Source organism: Agrobacterium sp. 719_389, from assembly GCF_900188475.1.
GTDB lineage: Bacteria > Pseudomonadota > Alphaproteobacteria > Rhizobiales > Rhizobiaceae > Agrobacterium > Agrobacterium radiobacter.
In genome coordinates this window covers 104462-118174 of the sequence record NZ_FYEM01000005.1, presented here as the reverse complement: position 1 = coordinate 118174, position 13713 = coordinate 104462, and the positions used below count along the sequence as shown (strand labels likewise).

At 60.6% G+C, this 13713-nt stretch carries 8 protein-coding genes and 1 tRNA gene; 3 read left to right on the top strand and 6 right to left on the bottom strand.

Annotated elements, in window-relative coordinates; translation table 11 throughout:
- Window positions 1–91: 91 nt before the first annotated feature.
- From CFB10_RS11225 to CFB10_RS11210, 3 genes are all read right to left on the bottom strand, one after another.
- A complete protein-coding gene (locus CFB10_RS11225; protein ID WP_020010478.1) occupies window positions 92–493 on the bottom strand; it encodes an MAPEG family protein in 402 nt (133 codons plus the stop codon).
- A 111-nt stretch (window positions 494–604) separates the two neighbouring features.
- Window positions 605–2110 carry an IMP dehydrogenase gene (gene guaB / locus CFB10_RS11220; protein WP_020812622.1) on the bottom strand — a complete coding sequence of 502 codons (1506 nt, stop codon included), beginning with the start codon at window positions 2108–2110 and terminating at the stop codon, window positions 605–607.
- Between the two features lie 179 nt (window positions 2111–2289).
- On the bottom strand, window positions 2290–3291 hold the full coding sequence (locus CFB10_RS11210) for an MBL fold metallo-hydrolase (RefSeq protein ID WP_026363670.1): 1002 nt from the start codon (window positions 3289–3291) through the stop codon (window positions 2290–2292).
- A 209-nt stretch (window positions 3292–3500) separates the two neighbouring features.
- Here CFB10_RS11210 and CFB10_RS11205 point away from each other — a divergent pair, with 209 nt between their 5' ends.
- On the top strand, window positions 3501–4898 hold the full coding sequence (locus tag CFB10_RS11205) for an MDR family MFS transporter (RefSeq protein WP_020010474.1): 1398 nt from the start codon (window positions 3501–3503) through the stop codon (window positions 4896–4898).
- Here the strand turns inward: CFB10_RS11205 and CFB10_RS11200 are convergent, their stop codons facing one another.
- The 3 genes from CFB10_RS11200 to CFB10_RS11190 all read right to left on the bottom strand — a co-directional run bounded on the left by CFB10_RS11200 (window position 4899) and on the right by CFB10_RS11190 (window position 7611).
- Window positions 4899–5639 carry an RlmE family RNA methyltransferase gene (locus CFB10_RS11200; protein ID WP_020010473.1) on the bottom strand — a complete coding sequence of 247 codons (741 nt, stop codon included), beginning with the start codon at window positions 5637–5639 and terminating at the stop codon, window positions 4899–4901.
- Entirely contained in the window at window positions 5636–7264 is a 1629-nt protein-coding gene (locus CFB10_RS11195) for a Ppx/GppA phosphatase family protein (protein ID WP_020010472.1), read from the bottom strand. The genes CFB10_RS11200 and CFB10_RS11195 overlap by 4 nt, the downstream gene beginning before the upstream one ends.
- Before the next feature lie 270 nt (window positions 7265–7534).
- Window positions 7535–7611 (bottom strand) — tRNA-His (locus CFB10_RS11190).
- 315 nt (window positions 7612–7926) lie between these two features.
- On the opposite strand from CFB10_RS11190, the gene CFB10_RS11185 reads away from it, so the two are divergent.
- On the top strand, window positions 7927–11712 hold the full coding sequence (locus CFB10_RS11185) for an ATP-binding protein (protein WP_020010471.1): 3786 nt from the start codon (window positions 7927–7929) through the stop codon (window positions 11710–11712).
- Window positions 11713–11791: 79 nt separating this feature from the next.
- Entirely contained in the window at window positions 11792–13456 is a 1665-nt protein-coding gene (locus tag CFB10_RS11180) for an iron ABC transporter permease (RefSeq protein WP_020010470.1), read from the top strand.
- Window positions 13457–13713: the final 257 nt, after the last annotated feature.

Here is a 13713-nt window from a genome sequence, read left to right as displayed (position 1 = left end):
GGATGAGGCGTCATGGAATTGACCCATCGCAAATCGGAGCATTTTGCGAGGCGGGATTGTCTCACTTATGAGGCAACCTCACGGTGCTGATTTATTCCAGCGCCAACCATATGGCGAGCCATGCCCACAGGCAGACGACCAGCGCAAAGCCGATGCCGAACAATGCGCCGCGATGACGCAGGCGGTTGCTGGTGACATGGACATAGGAGTGGGCGTAGCGCGAGAGCACGAACAGCCAGGCCAGCACGATGGTGACGATATTGTCCGCATCGGTGATGTAAAGCAGCAGGCAGGCGATGTGAAATAGGACGGGAAGTTCGAACTGGTTGGCGATATTGCGGTTCACCAGATAGCTTTCCCGCGCTTCCTCGCTCTTGTCGCGAAGCCGGATGGCCGATTCACGATCCGTGAAGGTGTATTTCTTGCGACGGTAGAGCAGTAGTGCGTAAAGCCAGAAAACGAGAAAGACATGGGCGATCATCGGCCAGAACATTGCGGTCGTTGGTGACATGCTTTCTCCTCCAATCATGAAAACGCTCCCCGATCCGGCGTGAATCGGGGAGCGCCAAATACAATTATCCTTTTACGGATTCGCCTCGAAAGATCAAACTGCGCCGGGGTAGTTCGGGCTTTCGCGGGTGATCGTCACGTCATGGGCGTGGCTTTCACGCAGGCCGGCGCTGGAGATGCGCACGAAGGTGGCGCGCTCCTGGAATTCCTTGATGTTGCTGCCGCCGACATAACCCATGGCGGCTTTCAGGCCACCGGCCAGCTGGTGCAGGACGCCGGAAACCGGACCCTTGTAGGGAACCTGACCTTCGATGCCCTCGGGAACGAGCTTCAGCGTATCGCGCACTTCCGCCTGGAAATAACGGTCTGCCGAGCCGCGCGCCATGGCGCCAACGGAGCCCATGCCGCGATAGGCCTTGAAGGAACGGCCCTGATAGAGGAACACCTCACCCGGGCTTTCATCCGTACCGGCCAAAAGCGAGCCGATCATGACGGCGGAGGCACCGGCGGCGATCGCCTTGGCCAGATCGCCCGAGAACTTGATGCCGCCATCGGCGATAACGGGAATGTCAGCCGCATTGGCCACCTCAACCGACGACATGATGGCCGCGAGCTGCGGAACACCGACACCGGCGACGATGCGGGTGGTGCAGATGGAACCGGGGCCGATACCGACCTTGACGCCATCGGCGCCGGCATCGATCAGCGCCTTGGTGCCGTCAGCGGTCGCGACATTGCCGGCAATGATGCGAACCGAGTTCGACATCTTCTTGACCACCGAAACGGCATCGAGCACGCGCTGCGAATGGCCATGCGCCGTGTCTACGACCAGAAGATCGACGCCGGCGTCGATGAGGCGCTCGGCGCGCTCGATGGCGTCAGCGCCGACGCTGATGGCGGCTGCGGCGCGAAGGCGGCCCTGCGCATCCTTGGTGGCGTTGGGGTTCAGCTGCGACTTCTCGATATCCTTGACGGTGATGAGGCCGACGCAATTGCCTTTTCCATCCACCACCAGCAGTTTTTCAATGCGGTGCTTGTGCAGCAGGCGACGGGCTTCCTGCTGATCAACGCTGCTTTCCTTGACCGTGACCAGATTTTCGCGGGTCATCAGTTCATAGATCTTCTGCTGCGGATCGGAGGCGAAGCGCACGTCGCGGTTGGTCAGAATGCCAACGAGGCGACCGTTCTTGTGGCCGCCGGAACCGCCGTTTTCAACCACCGGAATACCGGAAATGCCGTGCGCCTTCATCAAGGCCTGTGCTTCTGCAAGCGTCGCATCCGGGCCGATCGTGACCGGGTTGACGACCATGCCGCTTTCGAACTTCTTCACCTGCCGGACTTCTTCGGCCTGTTCGATGGGGGTCAGGTTGCGGTGGATAACGCCGATGCCGCCGGCCTGGGCCATGGCGATGGCAAGACGGCCTTCGGTCACCGTGTCCATGGCGGAAGAAAGGATTGGAAGGTTGAGATCGATATCGCGGGCGATGCGGGTGGCGATATTCGTCTGTCCCGGCATAACCTCGGAATGTCCGGGTTGCAGCAACACATCGTCAAATGTGAGAGCGTCCAAACCAGTGGGTGTTTGAATGATGCGTGCCATGACCAAATTCCTTCATAATGAAAATGCGTGGCCGTTCCGGAACGAAAAGTTCACCCCGGCGCCCTGCAAGGATTGCTTGGAAGTTGGCGAGGGCTGGTAACACGTTCATGACAGGAAGGGAATAGAAAAAACCCGGAATTGCCTTCCGGGCTTATTCTGTTGCTGCATTGCAGCAGAGATCAGATGTCGAACTGGTAGGATTTCGGCACGAAACGATAACCCGTATCCAGTTTTTCCGCATAACCGACAGAAGGGAAAGGCATGTGATAGCCGAGGAAAGGTAGCCGGTCGGTGGCGATCATGTCATAGACCTTCTTGCGGGTGGCGGCGGCTGCCGCCTTGTCCATGTCGAACTTGACCTCCCAGTCCGGCCTTTGCAGCGACAGGACGAAATGATTGGCCGTATCCGCCGTCAGGATCAGCTGTTTGCCTTCCGATTCGACACGGAAAATCATATGTCCCGGCGAATGACCGAAAGCCGCAATGCCGGTGATGCCGGACACCACATTGGCGCCATCACCGATGAAGGTCGCCTTTTCCGCCAGCGGCTTGACGCCGGCGAGTACGCCCTTGTGGCCGCCCTCAGCAGGTGTGCCGACACGCTTCTCGTCCACCCAGAAATCATATTCCGCCTGTCCGAAAACATAACGCGCTTTAGAGAACGCAGGCGCTCCCTTTTCCATCAGCCCGCCTATGTGGTCGCCATGCATATGGGTCAGCACCACCACGGTTACATCTTCAGGCGAATAACCGGCCGCCGCCATGCCCTCGGTCAGGCGGCCATTGCCGGCGCCGCGACCGGCCTCACCAAAACCGGTGTCGAACAGCACGAGGTCCGTGCCTGTATTGACGAGAACCGGCGAGAAGGAATTGACGAATTGGTCCTTCGGCAAAAAATTGTCTTCCAGCAATTTGCCGACCGTTTCCGCCGACTGATCCGTGCCGAAGGTCTCGCCGGGATTGGGTGCGGCGCGCGAGCCGTCCTTCACCACGAGCACTTCGAAATTGCCGAGCTTGAAGCGGTTGGTTTCCGGCGGCATGGCGTGTTTGATCTCCATGGAAGTCTGCGGCTGGTTGGTCTGGGCATTTGCGCTGCGCGCCATCAAAAGCGGCGCGCCGAGAACGCTTGCACCGGCCGCACCGATGAGGCCGCGTCTGCTCATGCTCAAGGATTTGGTCATCATCTTTCTCCCGATATCGCCAACTGGCCGTGATCGCCAACTGAACTCACCCAACGGACAATAGAGCGAGAAAGTTGCAAGAAAACCGGCCTCACGCAGGTTTGATCGGAACTTGAGAAATTGATAATTAACGTGTTGGCAAGCCCGCTCATCAGGCGTAGGAGGAACGGCGATATCCTTTGTCGCAGCGGAAAGCCGCAGGCAGCCTCATGAACCGCATCATTCCCCTTATCCTGGCAGTCGCTCTCTTCATGGAGCAGATGGACTCCACCGTCATCGCCACCTCGCTTCCAGCGATTGCGGCCGACCTCAATGTTGGCCCGATCACGCTGAAGCTCGCGCTAACCGCCTATATGGTGGCGCTGGCGATCTTCATTCCCATCAGCGGCTGGATGGCCGACAAATACGGTGCGAAGAAAATCTTCCGTTTCGCCATCGGCGTCTTCGTCGTGGGGTCGATCTGCTGCGCGGTGTCCTCGTCGGTGTTCGAATTCGTGCTTTCGCGATTCCTTCAGGGCATGGGCGGCGCGATGATGACGCCCGTCGGCCGCCTCGTGCTGCTGCGCACGACCAAGCGCAGCGAGCTCGTCTCCGCCATGGCGCTGCTGACGATACCCGGACTTGTGGGACCACTGACCGGCCCGCCCATCGGCGGCTTCATCACCACCTATTTTTCATGGCACTGGATTTTCCTGATCAACGTGCCCATCGGCGTCATCGGCATCTGGCTCTCGACGATCTTCCTGCCGGAAATCGAAACCACCAACCCACCGCCGATGGACGGCAAAGGGTTCGTGCTCTCAGGCATCGCCGCCTCCGGGGTCGTATTCGGCCTCTCGGTCGTCAGCCTTCCGGCCCTGCCGCCCGCCATCGGCATCGCCTCGACGATCATCGGTTTTATCTGCGGTTTTCTTTACATGCGCCACGCCGCACGCCACCCCGCCCCCATTCTGGATTTCCGCATATTCCAGAACGCGACCTTCCGGGCGGCTTCCGTCGGCGGCACCGTTTTCCGCATTTCCACGGGCGCCATTCCCTTCCTGATGCCACTGATGCTGCAGATCGGTTTCGGGTTGAACCCGTTCCAGTCAGGCATGATCACCTTTGCAGGCGCGATCGGTGCGATCACCACGAAATTCATGGCCAAGCGGGTCTTTGCGGCGACAGGCTTCCGATCAACGCTGATTGGGGCCGGCATCGTTGGCGCCTTCACCACGCTTGCCAACAGCTTCTTCACGCCGGAAACGCCCTATCCGCTGATCATGATCTTCCTTGTCACGGCGGGGTTTGCCCGTTCCTTCTTCTTCACCGGGTCGAACGCGCTCAGCTATTCCGATATCGAGGACAGCCAGGCCAGTCAGGCGACCTCGATGGCGTCTGTACTGCAGCAGATCAGCCTGGCGCTGGGCGTGGCTTTCGCCGCCTCCATTCTGGAAGTCAGCAGCATGATGTCAGGCTCGCATCTGCAGCTTGCCGATTTCCACGTCGCCTTCACCATCGTGGCGCTGGTATCGCTGTTCGCCATCGTGCCGATCATCCGCATGGACGGCAATGCCGGGGCGGCCGTTTCCGGCCACCGCGGCAAGGTCTCGCAGCCGGCGGAGTGATCAGTCGTCTGCCGCTTCGTCGGCTTCGGATGCGTCAACGGGCTCGCTCTTGCGGCCCTTGAAGTGCTTGGCAAGCAGGAACATTTCCACCGATTCCGAGCGTGAGGACGCCGGCTTGACGTGCAACACCTGCTTGAAGTTCCTCTTCAGCATGTCGAGCAGCTGCTTTTCCGTGCCGCCCTGGAAGGTCTTGGCAAGGAAATGGCCACCTTCCGCCAGCACCTGAACGGCGAAATCGGCAGCGACTTCGCACAGATGCATGGTGCGGATATGGTCGGTCTTCTGGTGGCCAGTGGTCGGAGCCGCCATATCGGACAGCACCAGATCGGGCGTGCCGCCAACAGCCTCCATCAGCTTTTCGGGTGCCGTCGGATCGAGGAAGTCGAGCTGCAGGATTTTTACGCCGGGAATGGGATCGATCTCGAGAAAATCGATCGCCGCAACACGGATATCGTCCTCGGTGGAATCCGTCACCTTCGAAGCGATCTGCGACCAGCTTCCGGGTGCGGCGCCAAGGTCTATGATGCGGGTGGCACCCTTCAATATCTGGTGCTTGTCGTTGATTTCGAGCAGCTTGAAGGCGGCGCGGGCGCGATAGCCTTCAAGCTTGGCGCGCTGGACGTAGGGGTCATTGATATGACGTTCAAGCCAACGGCGCGATGAGGCCTTGAGCTTGGTCTTCTTGACCTTCTGGCCGATCTTTCGGCCGGTGCGATTGGTGCTTGTCGGCGCCTTGCTCATGTCAAACCTTCCGTCCTGTCCTGCCGTGTCATCTGCATGCGCCTTATGCGGTTGCGCCGCCATGCGCCGTCATCCGCCATCATATCCGTCAACAGGCCCTCGCGCAGACCGCGATCGGCCACCCGCATGCGCCGCGCCGGCCAGCGGCGGCGAATGGCCTCGAGAATGGCGCAGCCGGCCAGAACCAGATCGGCCCTGTCAGGCCCGATGCAGGCATTGGCGGCGCGGCCGGCGAAATCCCAGGCCAGAAGCTTGTCCTGCATCGCCGTCACCTCGGCGTCGGAAAGCCAGAGGCCATCCACCTTGCGGCGATCGTATCGTGGCAGATCGAGATGGACGCCGGCAAGCGTCGTCACCGTGCCCGACGTTCCGATCAGGTGAAAATCCTCGTGATGCATCTGCGGCGCCAGAGGCGGGCAATGGAAGGCATCGAGCAACCCTTCGACCTCCCGCACCATGGCGGCAAAGACATCCGGCGTCACATCGCGGCCGCCATGGCGTTCCGAAAGCGTGACGACGCCAACCGGCAGCGAGGTCCAGTGGGTGATGTGATTGGCGAGCCGGTTCGAGCGATTTTCCCCGACCTTGATAACGGCGATTTCCGAGGATCCGCCACCGATATCGAACAGCACGACGGAGCGTGCTTCACGCCCGACGAGCGAGGCGCAGCCAGACACCGCAAGGCGGGCTTCCGTCTCGCGGCTGATGATTTCAAGCTTCAGTCCCGTTTCCCGCGTCACACGCGCCAGAAACTCTTCGCCATTCGATGCAGCGCGGCAGGCCTCGGTGGCGATGAGACGCATGCGCCTGATCGGGCGGCCCGAGAGTTTCGCGGAGCAGACTTTCAGCGCCTCGACAGCACGATCCATGGCGTCGTCGGAAAGCCGCCCGCTCGACACCAGCCCCTCACCCAACCGGACGATACGCGAAAAGGCGTCGACGACCCGGAACTGACCGGGCCGCGTCGGCTGCGCGATCAGGAGGCGGCAATTATTGGTGCCGAGATCAAGCGCGGCATACATATCCGCCGGCGGCTCCTGGCCATGCTCGTGCTGGCGGCCTGTGTGGCGGGCGGATGTTTCAGACTGCCGATGCGGCTCCTGCCCGGCCCCGTTGGCGCGGCCATTCTGCTTGCCGACATGTTTCGGCGCATGGGTGGGAACCAGCGGGCGACCCTGTGGATCGCGCCCGCGCGGATCGCGATGCCCACGCTTGCGGTGGCGCGACTTTCGCCCGCCGCCCGGCGGCACGGAGGAAGGATTGGCCGCATCGGTTGCGGCTGGCGCCTGCGTCTGCACGCTGGAAGCTGGGGCAACCTGTTGAGAGGTCCCCTTGCCGCGAGAGCGCCTGCGACGCTTTCTCTTGCGCGGCTCGGCATCCGGCTCGAGAGCCGATACGTAGGAGGAACCGGCCGGAACATCCGCGGCAACATCATGCGACAGCACAACAGCGTCACGGGGCTGACCGTCACGCTTGTGTTTCTTGCCACGACGGGATCGCTTCGCTTTCCCTTTGTTCGCCACCGACGCCCCTTGTTCCGACGGCTTTGGGCCGTTTCCGGGGTCGATCACTGTCTTGTCCATTTCGCCGCGCACAAGCGTAGACGCTATGCTGCTGGCTTTCATAAGGTTTCGTTGGGCGGACAATACCAGCGCAAGAGATTTTAGCCAAATGGTTTTTGCCGGGCTGCATGTGGCCGGGTTCATGCGTTACCCATGCGGCATGGGAACGACACGGTCACGACAATTATTTTGAGGGTTTTCGGAAATCGGAAGCAGCCTGCGCGGCGGCAGGGCTTCAGGAGGGATCCGCAGGCATGAACAACATCAGAGGGAGACAATGTTCCCCTCTCCCGGTAAGTCACTGTGACATATAAACTTATCGGGAGAGGGGAATGGTACGGTTGAGTGGGGTCGAACCACCGACCTCAGGTGCCACAAACCTGCGCTCTAACCAACTGAGCTACAACCGCACATGAAACGCCGAAGCGGCGTCACGGGGGGTGACATAAAAGGTGTTTCCCCCATTTGCAAGTGCCTCTTCGAATTTTGCGAAAAAAGGCGTCGAAAGGCAAGTGCTTTTCGATTGGCCGGGCTGGCATGAGGAGGCGGAAGCCACCTGTTGATGTTAACTCTATTTGGCGATTCATCCCGCAGATGGTGGACCCGGCAGCGCTGTGAAGTTATTTAAAATTCTGTTAACGTGATGCCTCGGCGGGTTTACGTTTCGGGCTTCATGAGGAAGCCGAAAGCCCGCAAGGTCCGGTAGTGCCAGAATAGGTTTCGACATGCCCGCCGTCCAGTATCCCTTTATCGATATAGCAGTACATGAACGGGTGCGTGAAGGTTTCGGACGTGGCGCGGCCATGGCGCTGTTCTCGCTGGACCTTAAAAATGCCATTTGGGCCAATGGCCGGGGTGCGGCGCTGTTCGGCACGCCGATGGTTTATGATTTTCTGGAACAGGGCCCGAAACCGCAGGACGTGACCTTCCGGCAATTGGCGGCCACGGCGGCGCGGCTTTCCAAAGCGGGCGACAGCCTGCCGTTTACCATTCGCATCACATCGGGTTTCCGCAGCCTTGCCGTCACCGCGCGCGTGGAGATCATCGAGGCCGAACCCGGCCAGCCGGCCATCCTGTTTTCCGCCCTCACCGATCAGGCCGCACCCGACACGGCCGAATGCGCCCGGCGCATGATCGAAGGTTTTGACGACCCCGATATTCATATGGCGGTTCTGAACGGTGAGAACGAGATTATCGCCGCCTCGCCCGGCTTTTCGTCTCTCGGCATCACACCGCACACGGCGCGCACGCTGGTGAAGATGGCAGCCGGCCAGTCCGGTCATCTCGTCAAGCGGCCGGTGCCGACCGGCAAGGGCTATCTGCCCGCCGCCACCGGCCAGATCGCGGCATCGCCCGAACTGAACCTGATGTTCGTGGTCGAAACCGCGCTGGGCACACTCGACCCTGTTAATGGTTTTGCGGAAGACAGGCCGCAGGAAACCCCAGCCGCCGCGGAGCCCGCCTTGCCGGTTGCGGAGGCCGCGCCTGCTGTCGCAACAGCCGCCTCCTTCGATTCCGTGCTCGATGCCGTCGCTGGCATCGAAGATATGGACGAGGTGCAGGAACTGCCGGCCGATCCCGAAGACGAAGTGGCCGCGGAGCAGGATGGGGACAGCCTCCTAACGTTGCCGGAAGACGGAGCGGAGACCCCGACGGAGCTTTCCGCACAGGATGCCGACGCCGCTGCTGATATGGCGATGACTGACGACATCGCCGATCTTTTCGAACTTGATGAAGATGAAGCAGAGGCTCCCTTAACCGAGCGGGTGATCGTCGACGCCCCTGCCGAAGAGGCCCGGGCCGAAGAAAGCGCAGTTGCGAACGATGAAATCCTCGAAACCGCAGCGGCAGAGGCTGCTCCTGCGGCGGATGAGGAGATAACGACGGAGACGGAGACGGAAGCGGAGACCGACCTCGGCGCTGGCGCGGAAGCGCAACCTTTTGTTTTCAATGCCGGTGCGCGCGCCTCCCGTTTCGTCTGGAAAATCGATGCGGAAGGGCGCTTCAGCTCCATCTCGCATGAGTTTGCAGAAGCCGTGGGCGCGAAGGCTGCTGCCGTGGAAGGCATGAGCTTTGCCGATGTCGCGACCCTGTTCAATCTCGATCCCGACGGCAAGATCCGCGAGCTTCTCGGCCGTCGCGACACCTGGTCGGGCAAGACGATCCATTGGCCGGTGGAAGGCACATCGCTGATGGTGCCGATCGATCTCGCCGCCCTGCCCACCTATACGCGCTCACGCGAATTCGACGGTTTCCGCGGTTTCGGTATCGTGCGGCTTGCCGATGCCACCGAAGACCCGCATGCCACGGGCCTGACCTTCCTCGATGGCGAAGAGGCCGATCCGGCGGAAGCACTACCGCAGCCGTCTATCGAGGATGAAAGCCACGAATTGCTGGCCTTTATCGATGAGGATGACGACGAAGGCGGCGATTCCGATGAGGATGAGGCCCCGGCAACGGACCTCGATGCGGCAGACGGCGCATCGGATGCGGTCCCTGTCGAAGAACCGCACCTTGATTATACCCCGCCGGAATTCGAAGCGCCTGTCATAGCGCCGGCGCTGGAGCCAACCTATTCCGACAAGGTCGTCCATCTGGAGGAGCGCCGTTCCCGCTCCCGCGAGGGCCTGACCGCAGGCGAGCAGGCCGCCTTCCGCGAAATCGGCCGGGCCCTGGCGCCGGCGGATTCTGCTTCGGAGGAAAATTCGGACGCGGATGCGGGGATCATTTCCGCCGAACCGGCAGGACAGGATATCCAGCAGGATATCGTTGCGGATGCGCCGGAAAGCGCACCCTCAGACACGGAAACCGACGAAAAGACGACCGAACCGCCTGATGAAGACGATCTTTTTGCGGACTACGTTCGTGGCGAGCAGCCCGCGGCTATTCGCGCAGCGGCGGGTGAAAGCGGCTCTGAAGAAAAGCAGGAGACTGCAATTGACGAGCAGCCGACTGCCGATATTGCCGCCTCCATGGTCAGCCCGTCCGTTCGCCCCGCAAACGCGTTGACGGCCGAAACGCTGGACCAGATGCCGGTTGCGCTTCTGGTGCATGCCGGCGACAGGCTGATCCACGCCAATCCGGATTTCCTGCGCTTGACGGGCTATGGGTCTCTTGCCGAACTGCAAGATGTCGGCGGGCTGGAAGCGTTGCTGCAGCGGCAGGATCTGGAGCAGATGCCTGACAATGAGGGCGGCATGGTCGTCGTCAGCGCCGAAAACGACATCATTCCGGTCAAGGCGCGACTGCAATCCATCCGCTGGGAAGAAACCAAGGCGCTGATGCTGTCGCTGGTGCCGCTTGAGGAAAAGCAAACGCCGGTTGCGGCCGCCAACGAAAACATAGCGGCCGGCGACATCGAAAATGCGGAAGCAGGCAGCCTCTCCCTCTTGCAGGGCGAAGTGGAGGAACTGCACTCCATTCTGGAAACCGCCACCGATGGCGTGGTGCTTCTGGGAGACGAAGGCGAAATCCGCTCGCTCAACCGTTCCGCCAGCGCGCTGTTCAATTATGATAATGGTGAAATCGCCGGCAAGCCTTTCGTCACCCTCTTTGCCCATGAGAGCCAGCGCGCCGTGCTGGATTATCTTTCCGGCCTTGCCAATAACGGTGTCGCGAGCGTGCTGAATGATGGCCGCGAAGTGATCGGCCGCGAGGCATCCGGCGGTTTCCTGCCGCTGTTCATGACCATCGGGCGGCTCAAATCCTCACACGGCTATTGCGTTGTCATTCGTGACATCACCCAGTGGAAGCGCACGGAAGAGGAACTGCGCAACGCCAAGCGCGCGGCAGAAACCGCCAATGCGCACAAGACCGATTTTCTGGCCCGCGTCAGCCATGAAATCCGCACGCCGCTCAACGCCATCATCGGCTTTGCCGACATGATGGCGACTGAACGCTTCGGGCCTATCGGCCATTCGCGTTATGTGGAATATTCCAATGATATCGGCCGTTCGGGCCGGCATGTGCTCGACATCGTCAACGATCTTCTGGACATCTCCAAGATCGAAGCGGGGCAGATGGATGTGGATTTCATCGCCGTGCCGCTGAACGAAACGGTGGCCGAGGCGGTGTCGCTGGTGCAGCCGCAGGCCAACAACCAGCGTGTCATCATCCGCACAGCGCTTTCCCAATCCGTGCCGCAGATCGTCGCCGACCTGCGTTCAATCAAGCAGATCGTGCTGAACATCCTGTCGAACGCCATCCGCTTTACGCCATCGGGCGGCCAGATTGTCGTGTCCACCGCCTATGAGGCCAATGGCAGCGTGTCGCTGCGCATCCGCGATACCGGCATCGGCATGACGCGCGCGGAACTGGAACAGGCCATGAAACCCTTCCGGCAGGTGGCATCGTCAGGCAAGCGCGTGCGCGGCGACGGCACCGGGCTCGGCCTGCCGCTGACCAAGGCCATGGTGGACGCCAACCGTGCGAATTTCTCCATCACCTCGACGCCAAATGAAGGAACGCTGGTGGAAATCACCTTTCCGTCGCAGCGGGTTCTTGCCAACTGACGTCATGCGGGCGTAGCAATGCGAAAGCCGCCGGCTGAAGGATCAGCCGGTTAAGGCTTTTGCAAGACAGCAGGCTCGCATGCCCATGACGGCTCCCCTTCCCGCGACAAAACGCGTTTCGCTATTGCCGATTGCGGCCATCATTGTCGCAACCATTGCCGCCATGCCCATTCTGGCAATTTTCTGGCTGGCGCTGACCGGCAGCACGGAGGGGTGGCAGCATCTTCTCGCCAATGTTCTGCCGCGCGCCGGCTTTCGCACCTTCATGCTGCTGGGGATGACGGCCGCGACGACGGCATTTTTCGGTATTGTCTGCGCCTGGCTCATCACCACATTCGAGTTTCCGCTGCGACGACTATTGTCGGCGGCACTTGTCCTGCCGCTCGCCATTCCGTCCTACCTGGCAGCCTATGCGTTCGGTGAGTTTCTCGACTTTACCGGCCCGGTGCAGAGCACCCTTCGCGCCGTCTTCGGTTATCACAGCATCCGCGATTACTGGTTTCCGGATATACGCTCGCTCGGCGGCGCTGTCATCGTTCTGAGTTCGGTACTCTATCCCTATGTCTATCTCTCGGCCCGTGCTGCCTTTTCGATGCAGGGGCGGTTTGCGGCTGACGCGGCCCGCACGCTTGGCGCAAAGCCTCTGAACGTGTTCTTCTCCGTGCAATTGCCGATGGCGCGGCCGGCGATTGCCGTCGGCCTGTCGCTGGTCTTGATGGAGACGCTGAACGATATTGGCGCGGTCGAATATCTCGGCGTCCAGACGCTGACCTTTACCATCTACGAGACCTGGCTCAATCGCGGCAATCTTGCCAATGCGACCCAGATCGCCGCCATCATCCTCATCATTGTCGGTGCACTGATCGTCATCGAACGCAATGCCCGGGAAAAGCAGCGCTTCGGCGCGCCGAAGGCGACAAGCATGGCGCAGCGCCACCGGCTGAAGGCGCTGACCGGCTGGCGGCGCTGGTGCGCAAGCCTATTCTGCTCCGCACCCGTGGCGAGCGGGTTCTTCATTCCGGTGATCGTGCTCGGCGGTTACGCAGCCAAGAGGCTCGACGCGCTGTTCGCGCCGAAGCTTCTGAAAGCGCTCGGACACAGTCTCGAAGTTTCGCTTTCCGCGGCCTTCGTCACGCTGATTGCCGCTTTCGTGTTTTCCTATTCCATCCGCACCGAGCGCTCGCGTACCTCGAAGGTCGCCGCCCGCTTCGGCTCCATGGGATATGGCGTGCCGGGAACCGTGCTCGCCATTGGCGTACTCATTCCATTGGCAAGCCTCGATAACGGCATCGACGGGTTCATTCGCACGCATTTCGGCTTTTCCAGCGGTTTGCTGCTCTCAGGCACCGCCTTCGCCATCATCTATGCACATGCCGTGCGTTTCATGACCATGGCGGAAGGCACGCTCGATGCCGGTTTCCAGAAGCTCTCGCCGCATATCGACATGGCCTCGCGAACGCTTGGGCGCAACCGGGCACAGACCCTGTTCAAGGTGCTGCTGCCGAACATGCGGCCGGCGGCGCTGACTGCCTTTCTTCTGGTCCTGATCGAATCCATGAAGGAACTGCCGGCCACCATCCTGCTCCGGCCTTTCGGTTTCAACACGCTGGCAACGCTGGTTTATGAGGATGCATCGCGCTCTAAGGTGCAGGATGCCGCCGTACCGGCGATCATCATCATCATTGCCGGGCTTATTCCCGTGCTGCTCGTCTCGAAATCGATGGATCATCCGGACAACAGCTGAATGGCATCGGCCGTCGTGGCAAAAAGAAAGGCGGCCTTGCGACCGCCTGTATTAGTTGTGCTTTTTTCAACGAGAGAAAGGGGGACAACCTCGCGATATGGAAATTATCAATCCCGGCCATCAGAAATTTGACAGCCCTGCGTTGGGTTTACTTTCCGCCAACTCCTATTAACAAGCGGTTAAAACCAAAATCGAGCAATTACCGACGAAAATTCCTATTCTGAGACCGTAAAGCGCCGAAACTAAATTAAAAGTTC

What these genes read in the sequence shown, in the direction of transcription:
- CFB10_RS11225 (WP_020010478.1), bottom strand. Translation starts at nt 493, where the DNA reads ATGTTCTGGCCGATGATCGCCCATGTCTTTCTCGTTTTCTGGCTTTAC.
- guaB (WP_020812622.1), bottom strand. Translation starts at nt 2,110, where the DNA reads ATGGCACGCATCATTCAAACACCCACTGGTTTGGACGCTCTCACATTT.
- CFB10_RS11210 (WP_026363670.1), bottom strand. Translation starts at nt 3,291, where the DNA reads ATGACCAAATCCTTGAGCATGAGCAGACGCGGCCTCATCGGTGCGGCC.
- CFB10_RS11205 (WP_020010474.1), top strand. Translation starts at nt 3,501, where the DNA reads ATGAACCGCATCATTCCCCTTATCCTGGCAGTCGCTCTCTTCATGGAG.
- CFB10_RS11200 (WP_020010473.1), bottom strand. Translation starts at nt 5,639, where the DNA reads ATGAGCAAGGCGCCGACAAGCACCAATCGCACCGGCCGAAAGATCGGC.
- CFB10_RS11195 (WP_020010472.1), bottom strand. Translation starts at nt 7,264, where the DNA reads ATGAAAGCCAGCAGCATAGCGTCTACGCTTGTGCGCGGCGAAATGGAC.
- CFB10_RS11185 (WP_020010471.1), top strand. Translation starts at nt 7,927, where the DNA reads ATGCCCGCCGTCCAGTATCCCTTTATCGATATAGCAGTACATGAACGG.
- CFB10_RS11180 (WP_020010470.1), top strand. Translation starts at nt 11,792, where the DNA reads ATGCCCATGACGGCTCCCCTTCCCGCGACAAAACGCGTTTCGCTATTG.